Source organism: Mesobacillus boroniphilus (assembly GCF_018424685.1).
Lineage (GTDB): Bacteria > Bacillota > Bacilli > Bacillales > Cytobacillaceae > Mesobacillus > Mesobacillus boroniphilus_A.
In genome coordinates, this window is the sequence record NZ_QTKX01000001.1 from 806,669 (window position 1) to 828,102 (window position 21,434).

Consider the following 21,434-nt stretch of genomic DNA (forward strand, 5'->3'; position numbering starts at 1 on the left):
ATTCAACTTGTTTACTTCAATATTTGGAGCATTTGAGTCTGGCATAATCTATGCCATCATGGCTCTGGGCGTATATTTATCCTTTCGGGTACTCGACTTTCCAGATCTAACGGTCGACGGCAGTTTTGTAACCGGAGCTGCTGTTGCCGCCATCATGATTGTGAATGGAGCAAATCCCTTTACAGCGACAATGATTGCACTTGTTGCCGGTTTCATTGCTGGCTGTCTGACAGGCCTAATCCATACAGTTGGCAAGGTTAATGCACTTTTATCGGGCATCCTGATGATGATTGCCTTGTATTCTATAAATCTAAGGATCATGGGTAAATCGAATGTGCCGCTGTTGAATACTGAAACTGCGATGACCGGAGTAAGAGACTTTTTCGAAAAAACTGGAATCGACGCATTCTTAAATGGTATTTTGACCGCTGTAGGACTGGGGGACAGCCTACCGAGAACATGGGGGATTCTGCTTTTCATGATTGTCGTGACACTGGCAATCAAATTCCTTACGGATGCGTTCCTTAAGACCGAACTTGGACTTGCAATCCGGGCAACCGGGGATAACAAAAGAATGATCCGCAGTTTCTCTTCCAATACGAATCTGATGATTATCCTTGGCCTTGGCCTATCGAATGCGATGGTAGCTTTTTCTGGGGCTTTGATCGCCCAGCAGGGTGGTTTTGCTGATGTCGGCATGGGTATCGGAATGATCATTATTGGCCTTGCTTCCGTTATTATCGGGGAGGCGCTGTTTGGTACAAAATCGATTGCTAGAACCACTCTTGCTGTTATTGGAGGATCGATTATCTATCGAATCGTTGTCACACTGGCACTAAGGGTCGAGTTCCTCGAACCAGGCGACATGAAGCTGATAACCGCTGTGATCGTGATTCTGGCACTGACTGCACCGAAAATGATAGAAAGCTATAAAGAGAAAAAACGGAAGGTTAAAAGACAGCTTGAAAACATGCAGATGGCAGCTGTTTCTTCTGAAGGAAAGGGTGAGACTGGTGCTGCACTTAAATCAGATTCATAGAGTCTTCAATGAGGGTACTCCAGATGAGAAAATCGCCCTGGATAATATTAATCTTACACTGGATAAGGGAGACTTTGTTACAGTCATCGGCAGTAACGGTGCCGGAAAGTCAACATTAATGAACATTATTTCCGGTGTAATGATTCCTGACCACGGCCAGGTGGAACTGGACGGTAAGGATGTAACCTACATGTCTGAATACAACCGCTCAAAAATGATCGGTCGTGTCTTTCAGGATCCGATGGCCGGCACCGCTCCGAGTATGACAATTGAAGAAAACCTTGCGATTGCCTATTCAAGGAACAAGCGCCGCACGCTTCGCCTTGGCGTTACGAAAAAACGTCGGGAGCTTTTCCAGGAAGTGCTTGAGTCACTTCACCTCGGTCTTGAAAATCGCCTCAACGCCAAGGTTGGATTGTTATCTGGCGGAGAACGGCAAGCATTATCCCTGCTGATGGCCACATTCACGGAACCATCCATCCTTTTATTGGATGAGCATACCGCGGCACTTGATCCTGCACGTGCCGAGTTAATTACCAATTTAACAAAAGAAATCGTCGATAAATACCATCTAACTACACTGATGGTCACACATAACATGCAGCAGGCACTCGACCTCGGAAACAGGCTGATCATGATGGACAAAGGCCAGATCATCCTCGAAGTAAATGAAGAACAAAAAGCAAAACTGACAATCGAAGACCTGCTTAATGAATTCCAGCGAATCCGCGGAACAAAAATGGCAAGCGACAGGGCTTTATTAAGCTAGACCAAAAACAACCAGCTAAAAATAGCTGGTTGTATTTTTATTGTAGAAGAAAGAGATTTATTGATTGTGAGAAGGGAATATAAACTGTTTTGTTAAGAGAAGGAGATTTCCTGGTTGAATAAATATTTTTCTTAGGTTCCAATTTGATATTAATAAGACTTTTTTCTAAGAAATTGTGATTTTTAGAATAGATTTTCAAAACAATCGTTAACAAGGAGGTTGATTGGAACGGAAGGGGCGAGACTCCTCGAAAATGCTAACGCATTTTCTTCGTGCGTGGGCAGGTTAACGGATGCTCAATCAATGTCCTGCGGATCAGCGGGACAGGTGAGACCCCGCTGGGGCTTTAGCGCTGAGGAGGCTTACCGCACGCCTCAACGAAGAATTTCATTTTTTAAAAAGCCGGCAGTTGGGCTTTTTCATAATTCTTCCCAGCGGAAAGCGAAGCATCCTGGAGTGGAAATCAACCGGTCAATATAGCAAAGGCTTTCTTAAATGGTTTTTTTCAGCAGCTTATACGAGATTTTGTAATAACAGTGAGATTGCTGAGTTTTTTCTCCTGAATGGAATTAAACCAATATTAAAAAATAAATATTATATCAAAATTACTTTTAAGAAAATACCAAAATTTCTTACAATTTATTGACCATTTATTTAACGGAATGTTATGATAACGTTAAATAAACGTTATACATATTTGCAACTTGGAAAGGTGGGATATGATGCGAGATGGCTTAATAGCTGGGCGTACAGCCTCCATCGATGTCATTGTTACACCAGATATGTTTGCCAGCTTTGATGGGAAAGTCGTCCATCCAGTATACTCAACTGTTTCGATGGTGTATCACATGGAATGGGTATCCCGGCAAATTATAGTTCCTTTTTTAGAGGATCATGAAGAAGGTATGGGTGGTGCGGTGACAGTTAAGCATATTGCTCCATGTATCGAAGGAGCCGAGGTAACCGTAACAGCAACCGTCACAGGTCTCCAAGCCAATACCATTCTTACTAATGTAAGGGCAGAAAGTAAGGGGCGTCTTGTAGGAGTGGGGGAAGTCAAACAAGTAGTCCTTCCTAAAGAGAGGATAACTGAATTACTTACAGGCAGCTAAAAATTTTTGCGCAAAAATGTAAGCGCTAACATGGTTTAACGGAATAAAGGAGGAAAGAACAATGGATATGTTTGAACAAATTCGTGAGCACGAGCAGGTAGTATTTTGTAATGATGAAGCAACTGGATTAAAGGCGATTATTGCAATTCATAGTACCCGGTTGGGACCAGCTTTGGGCGGGTGCCGTATGTATCCTTATAAATCAGTTGACGATGCACTAGAAGATGTACTGCGACTTTCAAAAGGGATGACGTATAAATGCGCTGCGGCGGATGTAGATTTCGGTGGAGGAAAGGCTGTCATCATTGGTGACCCTACAAAGGATAAGAGCCCTGAATTGTTCAGAGCATTTGGCCAGTTTGTTGAGTCGATCCAGGGCCGTTTTTATACAGGAACAGACATGGGGACGGATCCGGAAGACTTTGTCCACGCACTAAAAGAAACGAATTGCATCGTTGGCGTAGATGAAGTGTATGGCGGAAGCGGAGACTCTTCAGTACCAACTGCTCAGGGCGTCATCTTTGGATTGCAGGCAACAAGCAAAGCTCTTTGGGATACGGATGATTTGTCCGGGAAATCCTATGCGATCCAGGGGCTGGGGAAGGTAGGCTACAAGGTAGCAGAGTATCTTCTGGAAAATGGTGCAGATCTATATGTAACAGATATCAATCAAAATGCGATCGCCCAAATTGTCAAGAAAGCGGAGGAAATGGGAGCAGGAATCAAGGTCGTAAACAGCGACGAAATTTATTCACAGCCTGCCGACATTTTCATCCCGTGCGCAATGGGCGGAATCATTAACGATGACACAATTCCTCAACTCCAGGTAAAAGCAGTGGCCGGTTCTGCGAACAATCAGCTCAGGGAAGAACGCCATGGCCACATCCTTCAGGAAAAAGGAATCCTTTATGCGCCTGATTACATCGTCAATGCTGGAGGATTGATCCAGGTGGCGGATGAGCTGTACTCACCAAACAAGGAACGAGTCTTGATGAAGACGAAGGCAATCTATAATTCTCTTTTAAATATATACAGGCAGGCAGAGCGAGAGGGAATCACGACAGTTGAAGCTGCGAATAAATTTTGCGAAAACCGGATCGAAGCCAGAACAAGACGCAATAGCTTTTTCTCACATATGAAGCGTCCAAAATGGGCAGTGAGGATGTAATAGAATCATAGACTATTAAAAAAGGGTGAGCCGATGGAAAAGGACTTTCCGATTTTTCAAGTGATGGACCAAAATGGAAACATTGTGTCTGAGGAACATAAGAATTTGGTGACCGAAGAGAGAGTGAAGAAGTTTTATTCGGAAATGGTAAGGATCCGGACGCTGGACAGGAAATCTATCAGTCTCCAGCGGCAAGGGCGTATCGGGACGTATGCTCCATTTGAAGGGCAGGAGGCTTCCCAGGTTGGAACAGCCCTTGCGCTCGAAGGTGAAGACTGGATGTTCCCGACGTACCGCGATCACGGTGCTGCAATGGTGTTCGGCCACTCCCTGAGGAATATTTTACTGTTCTGGAACGGACGAAATGAAGGATGTGTCCCGCCGGATGGTAAAAAAATCTTCCCGCCAGCCATCCCGATTGCAACCCAGATTCCACACGCTGCGGGTGCAGCTTTTGCTGAAAAGCAAAAAGGAACAAAGAATGCGGCCATTTGTTATTTCGGTGATGGTGCGACCTCGGAAGGAGATTTTCATGAGGGCTTGAATTTTGCCAGCGTCTTCAAATCCCCGGTCGTATATTTTTGCCAGAATAATCAATTCGCAATTTCAGTACCAATCAGCAAACAGATGAATTCCGCAACAATTGCACAAAAAGCTCTTGCGTATGATATTCCGGGTGTGAGAATTGATGGCAACGATATTTTTGCCGTTTTTGCTGAAACGGAAAAGGCGCTTAAACGTGCCCGCAATGGCGAAGGCCCGACTCTGATTGAAGCGATGACCTGGCGGTATGGATCACATACAACTGCTGATGACGCTTCAAAATATCGTGACCAGGGTGAAAGTGCGCTTAAGCGATTGGAAACAGACCCTTTGCTAAGGCTGGAACGCTGGCTGAAAAACGAAGGGCTTTATGATGAAGCATGGGTGAAGGAAATAGAAGAGCAAGCAGCTGCTGAAATTGATGCAGCTGTACAGGAAATGGAAAAATTCCCTAAAGCTGATCCGGCAGTGATCTTTGATTACGTTTTCGAAAAGCCTACATGGACAATCGAGAAGCAAAAGCGGGAATACCTTGAGCTGATCGGAGGTGAAGTGTGATGAAAACGGCAGTACAGACAAAGACTTTGACGCTCGTCCAGGCTATTACCGATGGACTCGATACGATGCTCAGTGAAAGCAAGGAAGTCATCCTCCTTGGTGAAGATATCGGAAAAAATGGCGGGGTATTCCGCGCAACTGATGGTCTTCAGGAGAAATATGGGGAGGACCGTGTGATAGACACTCCTTTAAGTGAAGCAGGTTTTGTAGGTGCAGCGATCGGCATGGCAGTGAACGGATTCCGGCCAGTTGTGGAAATCCAGTTCCTGGGCTTCATTTATCCTGCCTATGAACAAATCATGACACACGCCTCAAGACTTCGGATGAGGACGTTGGGGCACTATACCGTACCTATGGTAATCCGCGCTCCTTATGGCGCCGGTGTACGCGCACCTGAAATCCATTGTGACAGTACGGAATCACTTTTTACCCATATGCCAGGAATGAAGGTAGTCTGTCCTTCAAATGCCTATGACGCAAAAGGCCTGATGATCGCTGCTATTGAAGATCCCGATCCTGTCCTTTTTTTAGAGCCAATGAGAAGTTATCGTTCCTCACGCGGTGAGGTTCCGGAAGGGAAGTATACAGTTGAAATTGGAAAAGGAAAGAAATTGACCGAAGGTGACGATGTGACGGTCATTGCCTGGGGTGCGATGGTTCCGGTAGCCATGAAGGCTGCAGAAGATATGAAGCAGAAGGGTATTAATTGTGAGGTTCTTGATTTGCGGACACTGTATCCGATTGACAAAGACCTCGTCATTGAGTCAGTCCAGAAAACCGGACGGACGGTGATTGTCCATGAAGCCCATGCAACGGGAGGTACTGGCAGTGATTTGATATCCCTGATCAATGATGAAGCATTCCTTTACCAAAAGGCTCCGGCTGAAAGAGTTACAGGCTATGACACGCCTGTGCCGTATTTTGGATTTGAAGATCATTATCTGCCGACCCCGAAAAGAGTCGCAGCTGCAATTGAGAAAGTAATGAAGTTTTAGGAGGCGTGCCGATGGTTGAAGTAAAGCTCCACGACATTGGGGAAGGCATGACCGAAGCGGACATCAATTGTTACCTGGTGAAGCCAGGGGATTTCGTCAAGGCTGATGATCCATTGGTAGAAGTCCAGACAGACAAGATGACCGCAGAGATTCCCGCTCCCCGTTCAGGTGTAATAAAAGAATTGCTGTTAACCCCGGGGCAAACTGTAAAGGTAGGAACCACTTTGCTCATCATGGAGGATAGTTCCGGAGGAAGTAAAACTGTTGAGCTTCAGAAGGTGGCTGAAGCTGTAAATTCAGAAGCACCACAAGCGGATGCTGCAGTAGTTGTATTGGACAGACCTGCTGAAGTCAAGGTACCTGTAGGTGTTAGTGCGCGACTGGGGCGAATCCTCGCTTCTCCTTATACAAGGAAAGTTGCCCGGGAAAATGCCGTCAACATTATGGAAGTCAAAGGAACTGGACCAGCAGGCCGGATTACCGAAGAAGATATATTGGCCTTTGTTAAATTAAGAGATCATGGGGGTGCGAGCACTTCGGAAGCAGGCTCTGAACAGCAGGTTCCGAACATTTCGAAATATGCTTCCGAACAAGAGGTTCCGAACGTTTCGCAACGTGCTTCCGAATCGAAGGCTCCGAACGTTTCGGAAGTGGGTTCCGAAGTAAAGACTGCGGCTGGACATGAAACAGTGGGCAAATCTCAGGATATATTGCCATTTCGCGGCCGCCGCAAGCAGATTGCTAAAAAGATGGTCCAATCCATATATACCATCCCTCATTGTACTCACTTTGAGGAAATTGATGTTAGCGAATTGATTGCTTTGCGAGAAGAGATCAAGGCTTCCGGAAACTCTATTTCTGCGACTGCCTTCTTCATCAAAGCTCTTTCGATTGGGTTAAAAGAATTCCCGGTCTTCAATGCAAAGCTTGATGAAGAAAATGAAAGCATCCAGCTGTTACGTGAGCATCATATTGGAATTGCCGTGGACACTCCAGAGGGACTGATCGTGCCGGTGATCAGAAATGTTGAACAGAAGAACTTAAAGCAAATCCATGATGAAATGAAGCGTCTGACAAAGCTTGCCCTTGATGACAAGCTTACGGTCCAGGATATATCGGGCGGTACATTCACTATTAGCAATGTCGGTCCGTTGGGCGGCAGTATTGGAGCAACACCAATCATCCAGCACCCGCAGACAGCGCTCGTTTCCTTCCATAAAACAAAGAAACGTCCAGTTGCTACGGATCAAGATGAAATTGTCATCCGGTCCATCATGAATCTTTCAATGGCGTTTGACCATAGAGTTGCAGATGGGGCTACTGCAGTTGCTTTTACAAACCGTTTCGCACAGCTGATAGAGAATCCAAAATTGATGCTGTTGGAATTGATGTAATTTTGTATTAAAAAGCCAACCGGTATAAAGCCGGTTCAATTGGTATTAAAATGCTGCCAACCGGTATTAAAACCGGTTCAACTGGTATTAAAATGCTGCCAATTGGTATTAAATTCGATTCAACGGGCATTTAAAATGTGCAGCTGGTATTTAATCAGGTTCGGCTCATATTCTACTTTTTATATTGATAAGAACAGATTCTTTACCACACAAAAGCATTATAGCTTTACATCACGCTCTTGAGAGGGCAGTGGTAGTTACTATAAAATAATTTTAAATATTATAAATATTCTTATCAGGAGGTTTTACAATGCAAGAGAAAGTTATGGTATCTGGCCAAACGACTGAGGATTTTTTTCCGGTTCAAGATGTTGACTATTTAGAGCTTTACGTAGGGAACGCTAAACAGGCTTCTCACTTTTTCCAGACTGCTTTTGGCTTTAAGGTAGTAGCATATTCGGGTCTTGAAACAGGGAACCGTGAAACTACATCCTATGTGCTTCAGCAGCGTAAAATCCGACTTGTTGTGACTGGAACATACAACGATTCTTCTCGTGTAGCCCAGTTTGTCAAGACTCACGGCGATGGCGTCAAGGATATCGCGCTGGCAGTCGATGATGTCGAGAAGGCATACGAGGGAGCGGTCAAGCGAGGCGCAATCGAAATCCAGCCGCCGCATGAGGTTTCTGATGAGAATGGTACCTTAAAGAAGGCCGTCATCGGTACATATGGAGATACAATCCATACACTGGTTGAAAGAAAAAATTATAAAGGCCTTTTCATGCCAGGCTTTGTTGAGCTCGAAACGACTGTTCCTGTGAATGACGCAGGTTTCATTGGCATCGACCATGTTGTCGGCAATGTTGAGAGAATGGAAGAGTGGGTTAATTATTATGCGAATGTCATGGGCTTCAAGGAAATGAAGCACTTCACGGATAAGGATATCGTGACTGAGTATTCAGCGTTGATGTCTAAAGTGATGCACAATGGCGGCCGCATAAAGTTCCCAATAAATGAGCCGGCAGAAGGAAAGCGCAAGTCACAGATCCAGGAATATCTTGAATTCTACAACGGACCAGGCGTACAGCACCTTGCGATTTTAACAGAGGATATTTGCAGCACAGTAGCACAACTTCGTGAAAATGGAGTGGAATTCCTGAGCACACCGGATTCATACTATGAAATGCTATCAGACCGTGTTGGCGAAATTGACGAAGAAATCGATAAATTAAAAGAGCTTAGCATTCTAGTAGACCGTGACGATGAAGGTTATCTGCTGCAAATCTTCACGAAGCCAATCGTAGACCGCCCGACGCTATTCATCGAAATCATCCAGCGAAAAGGCGCAAGAGGTTTTGGTGAAGGAAACTTCAAGGCTCTATTCGAATCAATCGAGCGTGAACAGGAAAGACGCGGCAACCTTTAATAGCCGGGACGGAAGGGGGCGATATGCTCCCTTTTGTCATAAACGGCTTCTTAGAAGTGGGGGAAGAACATGAATATAAAAGCAAGAGCGGAACTTGAAGGAATCACACCATATGCCCTCGGCCAGACAATTGAGGAAATCAAGGAAAAGTATGGGATCAAAACAGTAAGGAAACTTTCGGATAACGAAAATGTATACGGCACTTCACCAGGGGTCAGAGATGCGATCATGAAGGCATCTGCCAATCTCCCATTCTATCCGGACGGAATGACCTCAGGAATCGTTGAGAGGTTGTCCTCGCATTATGAATTGGACGAGAAGCAATTTCTTGTTTCGAACGGTTCAGAGGAAATCATTCGCCTGTTGACAAGGGCGTACATTGATAAAAATGATGAAGCGGTTATGGCTGAGGTAACTTTCCCTCGCTATAAAACAAATGTGCTGATCGAGGGGGGCAGAGCTATCACTGTGCCGATGGTTGAAGGAAGGCATGATCTCAAAAAAATGCAGGAAGCAATCAACGAAAAAACGAAAATGGTATTCGTGTGCAATCCGAACAATCCAACCGGGACGATTGTCGCCAAACAAGAACTGCTTTCGTTTATCGACCATGTGCCTTCGAATGTGCTGATCATCATGGATGAAGCTTATTTTGAGTATGCAGATTCTGAGGAATACATTGATACGATGTCGTTGCTTGAGCAATACAAGAACATTGTTATCCTCAGGACTTTTTCAAAAATATATGGGCTTGCCAGCCTGCGTGTTGGCTATGGCATCATGCATGAGGCCATTGCCAAGGAGTTACACAAAGTCAGGGATGTGTTCAACGTGAACCAGCTTGCACAGGCGGCAGCGGTGGCTGCGCTGGAAGACCAGGCTTTTGTGAATGACTGTGCAGCAAAAAATAGTGCGGAGAGGGAATTTCTGAGTTCAAAATTCAAAGAATTGGAGATTGATAGTTTCCCATCGCAATCCAACTTTTTGTATGCTTTCACGAACAGACCGGTTATCCAGAAGCTGACGGAAAATGGTGTGCTTGTCAGACAGATGCAGCTTTCGGGCTACAAGGAAGCGTTCCGGATCACATTAGGAACGCGTGAAGACCATCAATTCATTTTACAAATCGTCAGTCAGCTTTTTCATGAAAGGGCGGTGTAAGCCTTGGAAATCAAAACAGAATCGCTTGAATGGAGAGACGCTTACAAGCTCTTGCAAGGCTCAGTCCTGCCGCGGCCAATCGCCTTTGTTTCCAGCCAGGATGAAAACGGGAACGCCAATTTGGCTCCATTCAGTTTCTTTACCGTTATCAGTGCGAATCCGATGATGGTGTGCTTTTCGCCAATGAGAAGAGGGACTGATGGCGCGAAAAAGGATACGCTGAAAAATATTGAAAGTACAAAGGAATTTGTCATCAATATTGTCAGTGAGGAGTTCGTCCAACAGATGAATGACTGCGCCACTGAATTTGCGTCAGATGTCGATGAATTTGAAGCTTCAGGCCTGAACAAAGTTGACAGTGTATCTGTTAAGCCGTCACGAGTCAAGGAGTCGAAGGTTCATCTTGAGTGTGTACTGGATCAAGTCCTGCACTTTGGCGGAGAAGAAGCTGGAGCCGGCAGCCTTGTCATTGGCAAGGTTGTTCATGTCCATGTTGAAGACGATTTGTATGAAAATGGCCGCATCAATTCGGAAAAGCTCAATCCGGTTGGCAGGCTGGCAGGAGCGACTTACACTCTGCCGCTGGCAAAAACCTTTGAGCTGCAAAGGAAATAGGTGATCACATGAAATTCATTACGTTTACAAAAAAGGACGGAACAGTGAGTGCTGGCTGGATTAACTCCAGTAATATGGCGGTCGATATGCATGAAGCCTCGAACGGGACATTGCCTGACAATATGTTGGCATTCATCGAAAACCACGAAGCATTCATAGAGTATATCGAAAAGAATAAAGGTTTGATAGAGACAGGTAATGGTTCCTATCCTTTAAATGAAGTCAGCATGAACGCGCCATTGCCAAATCCGAAGAGTGTCCGTGATTTTTACGCATTTGAGCAGCATGTAAAAACGGCACGTGAAAACCGAGGACTTGAAATGATACCTGAATGGTATGAGTTCCCAGTGTTCTACTTCACCAACCATCTTGCCATCAAGGGTCCTGAAGAAGACATCAGGCGGCCACAGGCTTGTGAGTGGATGGATTATGAACTGGAAATTGCCTGTGTCATCGGCAAGGAAGGACGTAATATCAAGACGGCGGATGCCGAACAGCATATTTTCGGCTTTTTTATCATGAATGACTGGAGTGCGCGCGACCTTCAGAGGCAGGAAATGAAGGTCGGACTTGGTCCGGCGAAGGGCAAGGATTTCGCGACTTCATTCGGCCCGTACCTGGTCACTAAAGATGAGGTGGAATCCCTCAGAGTGGAGAAAGGCTATGACCTTGAAATGATTGCCCGTGTAAACGGCAGGGAGCTTTCGAAGGGGAATATGAAGGATCTTTATTACTCATTCGGAGAAATGATCGAACGGGCATCAGCGGGTACGACACTGTATCCGGGTGAAGTCATCGGCTCAGGAACAGTCGGAACAGGCTGCATCCTCGAGCTTGGTACAGATGTCCATCGCTGGCTTGAGCCTGGCGACGAAGTGGAACTTGAGATTACGGGGCTCGGCGTCCTGAAAAATAAAATTATAGAAGAGTAGAAAGAAGGTGTATTCATGTATTACCGCCAGCTGGGAGAAATCCCGAAGAAACGCCATACAATTTTTAAAAAGGAAGATGGTTCGCTCTTCCGTGAGCAGGTGATGGGAACGAAGGGCTTTTCAGGCACACAGTCGATTCTATATCACCATCATATGCCGACGGAAGTCGTGAAAAGTGAATTGATCGGCAGCTATCTGCCTGAATATGAGGAACAGGACTCACTGAACCATAGACACTTCCTGACCGACCAGATTACGAAAACCGGTGATGCCTTAAGCGGAAGAGATTATATCCTTGGTAATGACGATCTTTTGATTGGATTTGCGAATATTACTGAACCGATGAAGCAATTTTACCGAAATGGTGATGGAGACGAGATGTTCTTTTTCCATCATGGCTCGGGCAAAGTGGAGACGATGTTTGGTACTTTGACTTACCGTCCTGGTGATTATGTCGTGATTCCGATCGGCACAATTTACAGGGTTGTGCCTGACGACTCTGAAATGACAAAGGCGTTGATTGTTGAATCGTTCAGCCAGATTACGACCCCGCGTCGTTATCGCAATGAATATGGACAGCTGCTCGAGCACAGCCCATTCTGTGAACGCGATATTCGCGGTCCCGAGTCTCTGGAAACCTTCTCTGAAAAAGGAGAGCACGAGGTCATCACGAAGACGCGCGGCCATCTACACCGCCATGTATTGAACCATCACCCGCTCGATGTTGTTGGCTGGGATGGCTATCTGTACCCATGGGCCTTCAATATCGAAGACTTTGAGCCAATCACGGGCCGGATCCATCAGCCGCCGCCAGTGCATCAGACGTTCGAAGGCCATAATTATGTAGTGTGTTCCTTCGTGCCAAGGCTTTACGATTACCATCCTGAAGCGATTCCGGCACCATATTACCATAGCAACGTTAACAGTGACGAACTGCTGTATTATGTGGAAGGCAATTTCATGAGCCGCAAAGGAATCAAGGAAGGTTCGATTACATTGCATCCAAGCGGAATCCCGCACGGACCACATCCAGGCAAAACAGAAGCAAGCATTGGCAAAAAAGAAACACTTGAGCTTGCAGTCATGATCGATACATTCCGACCGCTGAAGACGGTGAAGAAAGCCAAGGATATCGAAGACAATCAGTATATGTATACATGGATTGAGAAATAAAGTGAGAAGGCCAATTCGCGAAAGAGCGGGTTGGTCTTTTTAGATTGAGGGAGGGGTAAGTGAACTGGAAAAAAACGCGGATTTTTTCCAGTTCGCCAATAAAAACGTATTTTCGCCAATAAATAAGTGGATATCGCCAATAAAATTATATTTTCGCCAATAAAGTTGTGAACTTCACCAATAAAAAGAAATTTTCGCCAATAAAAGTTTGAACCTCGTCAGCAAAGACAAATTTTTCGGCAATAAGTAAGGGTAGCTGAATAAAAAATACTGAATTTAATAAATAAAATTCAAAAAGCCTGCTTAGTGAATGCAAATCTGCTCTCCAGAACTAAATAATCGGTTAAAAATAGGCAATACTAACAAAATCGATTACGGATTAGGAGGATATGACGTGACTTTATCTATATTCGCCTTGGGCGGCATTAATGAAATCGGAAAAAACATGTATGTTGTCCAGTATGAGGACGATATTTTTGTGATTGACTGTGGAGGGAAGTTTCCGGATGAGAGTTTGTTGGGGATTGATTTGATTATCCCGGAAATGACTTACCTTGAAGAAAATAGAGAAAAAATCAGAGGGTTGATTGTGACCCATGGACACGAGGACCATATTGGCGGTGTCCCATATTTCTTCAAAAAGCTAAATGCGCCAGTTTATGCGACAGATTTTACTCTTGGTTTAATTGAATTGAAACTAAGTGAGCACAAGCTCCTTAGAGGGACTGAGCTAAACAAAATCAATTCAGATTCAGAATTGGATTTTGGCAAGATCAAGGTTTCTTTTTTCAAAGTAAGTCACAGCATCCCGGATTGTCTTGGAATTGTACTCCATACTCCTGAGGGGGCTGTCGTCCATACTGGAGACTTCAAATTCGACCTAACACCTGCAAATGACGAGCAATCAGAAATCCATAAGATGGCTAGGATCGGTACTGAAGGGGTCATGGCCCTATTATCGGAGAGCACGAATGCTGAGCGTACTGGCTTGACACCATCAGAGCGAATGGTAGCAAGTCATCTTGAAGAAGCCTTCATGAAAGCGGAAGGGAAAATTTTTGTTTCAACATTTGCCTCTAACGTCAACCGGGTTCAGCAGGTTGTCGAGGCAGCAATCAAAACGGACAGGAAGCTTGCATTACTTGGCAGGAGTATGGTGAACGTAGTAGACGTGGCTATAGAACGAGGTTATTTGAATGTTCCCGAAGGAATGTTGATACAACCAAATGTTGTTGACCAACTGGATCCTCACAAAGTTGCTATTCTTTGTACTGGCAGCCAGGGAGAGCCAATGGCCGCGCTTTCCCGCCTCTCAACAGGAAATTATCGAGATGTTTCGATTTATCCTGGAGATACAGTCATCATGGCAGCTTCCCCGATTCCAGGGAATGAAAAAGATGTTTCCAAGATTATCGATAATTTGTTTAAGCTTGGCGCGAAAGTTATATACGGCACTGGCAGCACAACTGGCATGCATGTTTCCGGCCATGGTTACCAGGAAGACCTCAAGCTGATGCTGACCTTGATGAAGCCTAAGTATTTCATCCCGATTCACGGGGAATACAGGATGCTGTATCACCACCGCTTGCTTGCGGAATCTGTTGGTGTAGAAAAAGGAAATACATTCATCGTTAAAAATGGTGATATTGTTGACATTGAAAATGGTGAAGCACGTCAGACACGAAATATTCCAGCAGGTGATACGTATGTAGATGGCGTAAGTGTCGGGGATGTCGGCGAAATCGTCCTTAGGGACAGAAAGCAGCTATCCGAGGATGGAATGCTAGTCATTGTCCTGACATTAAGCAAAGCCGAACGAAAAATCATTTCCGGACCGGATACTATTTCACGGGGGTTTGTTTTTGTGAAAAACTCCGAGGACCTGATGAGAGATGTAAACAATCTTGTTACGAAAACAGTGACCGAACTTCAAGAAGACAATGTACATCGCTGGAATGTCATAAAGCAGGGAATCAAAAAAGCAGTTGGTCAGCACATCTTCCAAAAGACAAGAAGAAGGCCGATGATCTTACCGATTATTATTGAGATTTAATTTACATAGTGGACCAGGTACTATACTTAGTGCCTGGTCCATTCTGTTGACATGACACTAAAAGGTGTTATATGTTTATGAAGTGACACCAATTAGTGTTATTACATAATGGAGGCTAAAAACATGGATACACAAAGAGAAATCCGAAAAACAATCGTCTTAAATGCGCCAATTGAAAAAGTATGGAAAGCAGTCTCAACATCAGAAGGTATCGAAGCCTGGTGGATGCCAAATACCTTTGAAGCCGAACTTGGCAAGGAGTTCATTCTACACGCAGGCCCATTTGGTGACTCACCATGCAAAGTTACAGAATTGGACCCGCCGAATCGTCTTGGCTTTGATTGGGGGAAGGATTGGCACCTTGTATTTGAATTAATAGAGCTGGATGGCAGCACTGAGTTCACTTTAATACACTCTGGATGGGATCCTGAAAAGGTCACTGAATTTGGACAGCCTCATACTATTATCCAGGGAATCATGGATAAAGGATGGGATAAAATCGTTAACGAAGCACTGCCATCCTATATCGAGGGTTAACATGCAATCCTCTACAGCGAGATATGATGTGTTCCAAGCTGTTGCAGATCCAACTCGCCGAAAAATACTTAAGCTGCTTGCTGACAAGGAGATGCCGATTGCGTCCATAACTGAGAAATTTCCGATTACCAGGACAGCCGTCAATAAGCATTTATTTGTGTTATCAGAAGCAGGTCTGGTTTCGAGTAAAAAAATTGGACGTGAAACTCGTTATGCATTACAGCCAGAGCCGCTTCAGGAATTGCAGAAATGGCTTTCATTTTTCGAGATATATTGGGATAACAAACTATCTGCACTTAAAAATTTCGTGGAATCGGATGATGAATAGCTGACAAAACATAAAAAGCATGGAGCTTTCTCCATGCTTTTTACATTCCTGCTTAACAAATGAGTCCATAACGTCTACACTAATAATTATCGATTAATTGCATCTTCGAGGAGGGAACAGGCCATGGATATTAAACTAAATCAAAAAGCCATCAAGGATTTATGCGGAACTGTTTCCTTCAAACGAGGAGATGCGTTTTACCGTGCGGATAAAGTCGAGTTTACAGACTACAATGAGAAGCGGGTGAATGCAACCGTGACAGGGGCGGATGTATTCCATGTCACTGTTACCGAAACTGGGGACAGACGTTTCACAACTGAGTGTACATGTCCAAAGCTTGCGTCTGTCAAACATGAGTGCCAGCATGTGGCCGCGGTCTTGCTGGCGCTTTTGGATAAGCAAAAGCAGGGGACATCAACTGCGATAAAAAATAATGATCAATTGGGAGATGGTCTGGCTGAAGGACTGCTGACTATTTTCAGTGAAGGACCTCGTAGGACAAGCGGTCACCAGCTTCACTTTGAAACAAGGAAGATACTGAACACTGTGTTCAACATCGAGCCGATTGAAATCAGTAATGATCAAATGATGCTGGGTGTTTCGATGAGTATCGGTCCGATCGAAATCGAAGATATTTCGAGATTCCTGATGAGTGTGGCAAACAGGGAGTCCGCATCGCTATCAGATTTGTTCACCTATAATCCAAAGCATCATTGTTTTCAAAATGATATCGACTCAATCATTAAAATACTTATCCAAATCGTCCAGGACTCAGATCTAGTATTCAAGAACGATCATGATACCTCAACCTTGGTTATTCCGCCATCCTTTTGGCAGCAGCTATTGGCGCTGCTGGAAAAGGTTCCGGATGTGAAGTTGAAGGAGGAGGGAAAGGTCACTGGTCCGTTTTCTGTTTTGAACGAAAGACTTCCGCTTTTGTTCAATTTTGAAAAAATCACTGAGAAGGACTATGCGTTAAAAATTGCTGGTATATCTGATTTGATCGTTCTTCATAAATATGACCTCGTTTGGTCGAATGCCCAATTGATCCAGCTCAGCACCGAGGATTGCAGCAGGTTATTTGAACTGAAAAATATGCTTGCTCAATCCAAAACGGATAACATCCCGATTTTACAGGATCAAATGGGTTTCTTTGTGGAAAAAGTCGTGCCAGGCCTGCGACGTATTGGGGAAGTTCTAATAGATGGCGATATAACGAAGCAATTTTTAACAGAACCATTGACCGCAAAGCTATATCTTGATCGCGTAAATAACCGATTGCTGGCCGGGGTCGAGTTCCAGTATGGAAAAATCGTTTTCAATCCGCTCGAGGACAGGGAACCGAAAGTGAATTCGCTGTTAATCAGGGACATGGTCAAGGAGGACCTGATTCTGGAGTTGCTAGATGAAGGTTCATTTGGGAAAACGGATGGCGGATATTTTTTGCATAATGAAGAGCTGGAATATGAATTTCTGTATCATGTCATGCCAAAGCTGCAAAAGCTTATACAAATATATGCTACAACAGCTGTCAGGAATCGGATTTTCAGGGAGCCGGCTCGACCGCAAATACGTGTCAAGGTGAAAAAAGAGCGGACAAACTGGCTTGAATTCAAGTTTGAAATGGATGGGATTCCTGAAAAACATATCCGGGATATCCTTGAAGCGCTTGAGGAAAAACGGAAGTATTATCGTTTACGCAATGGGGCGCTAATGTCACTGGAAACGAAGGAATGGGAAGAAATCCATCGCTTCTTGAAGGCAGGGCCAATTCAGGATGAAGATTTGGAGAAAGGGTTGAATGTTCCGATTGTCCGAGGGATACAAATGCTAGAATCATTTGAGGATGGATCCGTCCTTCGATTAGAGGATTCCTTCCGGAGTTTCCTTGAAGAAATTAGCACACCTGGAAAAGTAAAGTTCGATGTTCCTGATAGATTGGTGTCAATATTACGTGAATACCAGAAACAGGGTTACCAATGGATGAAAACTCTTGCAAGTTACGGATTTGGCGGAATTCTGGCAGATGATATGGGTCTTGGTAAAACACTGCAAAGTATCACCTATATTGCTTCAGAGCTTTCCGATGTGAGGGAAAGACAACGGCCCATCCTGATTGTTTGTCCTTCGTCTCTAGTTTATAACTGGCTTAGTGAATTCATGAAATTTACTCCTGAGATTCAGGCAGTCATCATCGACGGCAATAAGGCGGAGCGGTCCAAACTGCTAAATGATGTTTCGGGTATTGATGTGGTCATTACCTCTTACATGCTTCTGCGCAGGGATATTCACCTGTACGAAAAAATTAAATTTCACACAGTCTTTTTCGATGAAGCGCAGGCTTTTAAAAATCCGCTGACTCAAACAGCAAAAGCGGTAATGAATATACAGGCTGACCACCGGTTCGCGTTGACGGGTACGCCGATTGAAAACTCGATAGAAGAGTTATGGTCTATTTTTCGGGTGGTGTTACCTGAGTTATTCCAGGGATTGAAGGAATATAGTAATCTGACAAGCAAGACCATCGCCAGGAGGGTCCGTCCATTTTTACTGCGAAGGCTAAAGGAAGAAGTGCTTTGGGAGCTGCCGGAAAAAATTGAATCAATCGATAGAGTTGAATTGTTGCCTGAACAGAAAAAGCTTTATGCTACGTACCTAGCGAAGCTGCGCCACCAGACCTTAAAGCAGCTGGATAAGAATACGATCAGGAAAAACCGAATCAAGATCCTGGCTGGCCTGACGAGATTAAGGCAAATATGCTGCCATCCCGCCTTGTTTGTAGATGGATATCAGGGCAGCTCGGCTAAATTTGAACAATTGAAACAAATTATCGAGGAGTCCAGGTTTGCTGGCAGAAGGGTGCTCATTTTTTCCCAGTTCACGAAAATGCTCGACTTGATTGGCAGGGAGTTAGCTTACGAGGGCATTCCGTTCTTTTATCTAGACGGACAGACACCTGCTGAAGAACGTGTGCAAACATGCGAAAAGTTTAATGCGGGAGAACGGGATTTTTTCCTGATTTCCTTAAAAGCCGGAGGCACAGGTTTAAACTTAACAGGAGCAGATACAGTCATCCTTTATGATCTATGGTGGAATCCGGCCGTCGAGGAGCAGGCAGCGGACCGTGCCCACCGAATGGGACAGAAAAATAAAGTCCAGGTTATTAAATTGATTGCCAGGGGAACAATCGAAGAGAAAATGAACGAGCTTCAGGATAAAAAGCGGAATATGATTGAAGAAATTATCGAAGAAAAAGGCTCAGCCTCCCTTACAGAGGAAGATATCCGGGAAATCCTGATGATCTAGCATCACTAGAGCCTTATGGAGTAAATCGACGCATAGCTTCTGCTTGATCTTAACGAGAGAGTGAATTAAGCAGGTAAAAGCCCCTTTGTCATAAACAAAGGGGCTTTAAAGAGTTTATCTTTTGAATTCACTATCAAGGAAGGACTTCAGTGTTTGCTGAAGTGTTCCTCTTGTTTCTGCCTTTTGTTCAAAGTTGATTCCTGAATGGATCATCTTAGTAACAAGTTCAGGGCGCATTCCAGTTATAACAGCCTTTGATCCCATCATTGAAACACCATTCAACACTTTCTGGAAATGGTCAATCACATTCAATTCCATGTCAGCAATTCCTGATAAGTCCAAAATTAGAGTTTGAACCTTCAATCTTGATATATCCATTAGAACCTTTTCTTCAATAATCAGCATTCTGTATTCGTCTATCATGCCGATCAAAGGCAAGACAGCGACAGATGCACTGACGGGGATGATTGGAACAGACAAGTGTTCAACTAATTTTCTCTGCGAGTTGAGGAGTTCTTCCCTGTACTTGGTGTAAGTTAAGAAAAACGTATTCAGGAATTGGTCGACCTGGTCATTAATCTTTTTCTCAAGCGGAAAAAAGTCGTCTCGGTCAGAGTAACTATTATTCGACTGGTCGAATTCGTATAAAAAGTGCCACAAAGTTCTTCTGATTGCTTGTATCCACTCCAATTTAAAAGCAACTGTCAATGAATGTTCTGCCCAGGCCACTCCTTCTTGCTCAGCAAAGGCAATTAGTTCCTCTTCTTGCTGCTCCACTATGTAGACAATTAATTTTTCAGCGTTCTTTAAAAGGTCGATATTCCCTTTTTGGAGAATCTCATGAATTTTAGACGCAACATTGACCGCCTCTGATAATAACTTTTTCTCAAAAAGCTCCCGATTAGCTTTGATGAACTCAGTCACTTCATCTCTTTGCTCAAAAGTTGCTTCCATCTTTTGTACACTCCCCGGCTATATTCTTAAATTTATTTAACAATATCCAGATAGGAGAAAGTCTCCTTAACTTAAATTTAGCAAACTATGAATGCAAACTCAATTAATCCAATGTCAGTCAACTTGAAATTCATATTTTTTGAAGGAAATATGCTCTGAAAACCGAAATAATTATCTAGATTACGTTTTAATGATCTTAGTTTTGCAAGCTTGAGGGGGAAAAACAATGGGTTGGTTAATCATTGTCATCGTTGCTTACTTACCGATATTTTATCGGATTCATCGCCGCCTGGATTTTCTGGAAAAAGAGGTTGAGCGATTAAGCAAAGAAAAGGAATAGAAGCTAATAATGATGAGGAAGGACAGGCATGTATGAAGCTATTAACGAAGCCTTTTGGTTTTTTTTCAAAAGAAGTCAATTCAGTGCTATTTTTGAAAAAATAAACTTGATCAATGAAAATGGGGGAGTGATTTAACTTGAAACAAGAACAAGAGATGATAAACCAGCTTCTTGAATGGGCCCGGCAAAATGAAAATATCCGGTCTGTGCTGATGACAAGTTCTCGTGCAAACCCACATGCATTCACTGATCTGTTCACCGATTATGACTTCGAAATTTTCGTGAAGGATTTAGATGGTTTTACCAGGGACGATGGATGGCTGAATCAATTTGGTACTCTCATAAAGAAAGTTGTTTTGCAGGATGGAAACTGGCGCACGAGACTCGTCCTTTATGAAGACGGCACTAAAATTGATTTTCAGGTATCGACGGTTGAATTTATTAAACACCTGGGTGCAATGACTGAGCTGCCTGAAAGATACGACAATGGCTATAAAGTTTTATTGGATAAGGATGAAATCACTAAAGGGATACCGGCTCCTTCTTACAAGGCATACATAACAAAAAAGCCGTCTGCGGAAATGTTTGCTGATATCATCAACAGTTTTTGGGGAGATACCGCATACGTAGCGAATAGCCTTTGGCGTGACGAATTGTATTTTGCAAAATACATGCTTGATAATGTCCTCCGATTCAATTACCTGCAGCCGGTTATCGAATGGTACATCGGTGTCAAGTATGATTGGAGCGTCAATCCTAATAAATATGGCCGATGGTTCAAGCGTTATCTCGACAGTGATACATGGACGGAGCTGGAAGGGACTTATGCTGGTGCAGGAATTGAGGAAAACTGGGAAGCCCTTTACAGGACTGCAGACCTGTTCAGCGGCCTGGCACAGGATGTCGGGAAGAGTCTGCATTATCCATACCCTTTTGAGTATGAGCAAAAGATGAGGAAGTATTTATTAAAGGTAATGAGTTTGCCGCAGGATGCGAAAAGCTTTACATAGTATAAAAGACTGCCCTTTCAG

At 44.0% G+C, this 21,434-nt stretch carries 18 protein-coding genes; 17 read left to right on the forward strand and 1 reads right to left on the reverse strand.

Going from position 1 to position 21,434, the window contains the following annotated elements; translation table 11 throughout:
• Positions 1-7 precede the first annotated feature (7 nt).
• The 16 genes from DYI25_RS03950 to DYI25_RS04025 all read left to right on the forward strand — a co-directional run bounded on the left by DYI25_RS03950 (position 8) and on the right by DYI25_RS04025 (position 19,109).
• Entirely contained in the window at positions 8-1,039 is a 1,032-nt protein-coding gene (locus DYI25_RS03950; protein ID WP_213367137.1) for an ABC transporter permease, read from the forward strand.
• Entirely contained in the window at positions 1,014-1,808 is a 795-nt protein-coding gene (locus tag DYI25_RS03955) for an ABC transporter ATP-binding protein (RefSeq protein ID WP_213367138.1), read from the forward strand. The genes DYI25_RS03950 and DYI25_RS03955 overlap by 26 nt, the downstream gene beginning before the upstream one ends.
• Positions 1,809-2,527: 719 nt before the next feature.
• Complete coding sequence (locus DYI25_RS03960; RefSeq protein ID WP_425374481.1) at positions 2,528-2,920, forward strand: thioesterase family protein; 393 nt, start codon at positions 2,528-2,530, stop codon at positions 2,918-2,920.
• A gap of 61 nt (positions 2,921-2,981) precedes the next feature.
• Complete coding sequence (locus DYI25_RS03965) at positions 2,982-4,088, forward strand: Leu/Phe/Val dehydrogenase (RefSeq protein ID WP_213367140.1); 1,107 nt, start codon at positions 2,982-2,984, stop codon at positions 4,086-4,088.
• A 33-nt stretch (positions 4,089-4,121) separates the two neighbouring features.
• Complete coding sequence (pdhA, locus tag DYI25_RS03970) at positions 4,122-5,189, forward strand: pyruvate dehydrogenase (acetyl-transferring) E1 component subunit alpha (RefSeq protein ID WP_213367142.1); 1,068 nt, start codon at positions 4,122-4,124, stop codon at positions 5,187-5,189.
• Positions 5,189-6,184, forward strand: coding sequence for an alpha-ketoacid dehydrogenase subunit beta (locus tag DYI25_RS03975; protein WP_213367144.1), 996 nt, complete (start codon positions 5,189-5,191; stop codon positions 6,182-6,184). Before pdhA ends, DYI25_RS03975 begins: the two co-directional genes overlap by 1 nt.
• Before the next feature lie 11 nt (positions 6,185-6,195).
• A complete protein-coding gene (locus tag DYI25_RS03980) occupies positions 6,196-7,578 on the forward strand; it encodes a dihydrolipoamide acetyltransferase family protein (protein WP_213367146.1) in 1,383 nt (460 codons plus the stop codon).
• A 310-nt stretch (positions 7,579-7,888) separates the two neighbouring features.
• Positions 7,889-9,004, forward strand: a complete 1,116-nt coding sequence (gene hppD, locus DYI25_RS03985; RefSeq protein ID WP_213367148.1) for a 4-hydroxyphenylpyruvate dioxygenase — start codon at positions 7,889-7,891, stop codon at positions 9,002-9,004.
• Between the two features lie 69 nt (positions 9,005-9,073).
• A complete protein-coding gene (gene hisC, locus DYI25_RS03990; protein WP_213367150.1) occupies positions 9,074-10,165 on the forward strand; it encodes a histidinol-phosphate transaminase in 1,092 nt (363 codons plus the stop codon).
• 3 nt (positions 10,166-10,168) lie between these two features.
• Positions 10,169-10,780, forward strand: a complete 612-nt coding sequence (locus DYI25_RS03995; protein WP_213367152.1) for a flavin reductase family protein — start codon at positions 10,169-10,171, stop codon at positions 10,778-10,780.
• An 8-nt stretch (positions 10,781-10,788) separates the two neighbouring features.
• Positions 10,789-11,712, forward strand: coding sequence for a fumarylacetoacetate hydrolase family protein (locus DYI25_RS04000; RefSeq protein WP_213367154.1), 924 nt, complete (start codon positions 10,789-10,791; stop codon positions 11,710-11,712).
• Positions 11,713-11,727: 15 nt separating this feature from the next.
• Positions 11,728-12,885: a homogentisate 1,2-dioxygenase gene (locus DYI25_RS04005; RefSeq protein WP_213367156.1), complete on the forward strand. Its 1,158-nt coding sequence runs from the start codon at positions 11,728-11,730 to the stop codon at positions 12,883-12,885.
• A gap of 445 nt (positions 12,886-13,330) precedes the next feature.
• A complete protein-coding gene (locus DYI25_RS04010; RefSeq protein ID WP_249745361.1) occupies positions 13,331-14,938 on the forward strand; it encodes a ribonuclease J in 1,608 nt (535 codons plus the stop codon).
• Between the two features lie 108 nt (positions 14,939-15,046).
• A complete protein-coding gene (locus tag DYI25_RS04015) occupies positions 15,047-15,475 on the forward strand; it encodes an SRPBCC family protein (RefSeq protein ID WP_213367160.1) in 429 nt (142 codons plus the stop codon).
• Between the two features lies 1 nt (position 15,476).
• Positions 15,477-15,803, forward strand: a complete 327-nt coding sequence (locus tag DYI25_RS04020) for an ArsR/SmtB family transcription factor (protein WP_213367162.1) — start codon at positions 15,477-15,479, stop codon at positions 15,801-15,803.
• Positions 15,804-15,926: 123 nt separating this feature from the next.
• Positions 15,927-19,109, forward strand: coding sequence for a DEAD/DEAH box helicase (locus DYI25_RS04025; RefSeq protein ID WP_213367164.1), 3,183 nt, complete (start codon positions 15,927-15,929; stop codon positions 19,107-19,109).
• Between the two features lie 114 nt (positions 19,110-19,223).
• On the opposite strand, the gene DYI25_RS04030 is transcribed toward DYI25_RS04025, so the two are convergent.
• Positions 19,224-20,063 carry an STAS domain-containing protein gene (locus DYI25_RS04030; protein ID WP_213367166.1) on the reverse strand — a complete coding sequence of 280 codons (840 nt, stop codon included), beginning with the start codon at positions 20,061-20,063 and terminating at the stop codon, positions 19,224-19,226.
• A 477-nt stretch (positions 20,064-20,540) separates the two neighbouring features.
• Between DYI25_RS04030 and DYI25_RS04035 the strand changes: the two genes are divergently transcribed.
• Positions 20,541-21,413, forward strand: coding sequence for an aminoglycoside 6-adenylyltransferase (locus tag DYI25_RS04035; protein WP_213367167.1), 873 nt, complete (start codon positions 20,541-20,543; stop codon positions 21,411-21,413).
• Positions 21,414-21,434: the final 21 nt, after the last annotated feature.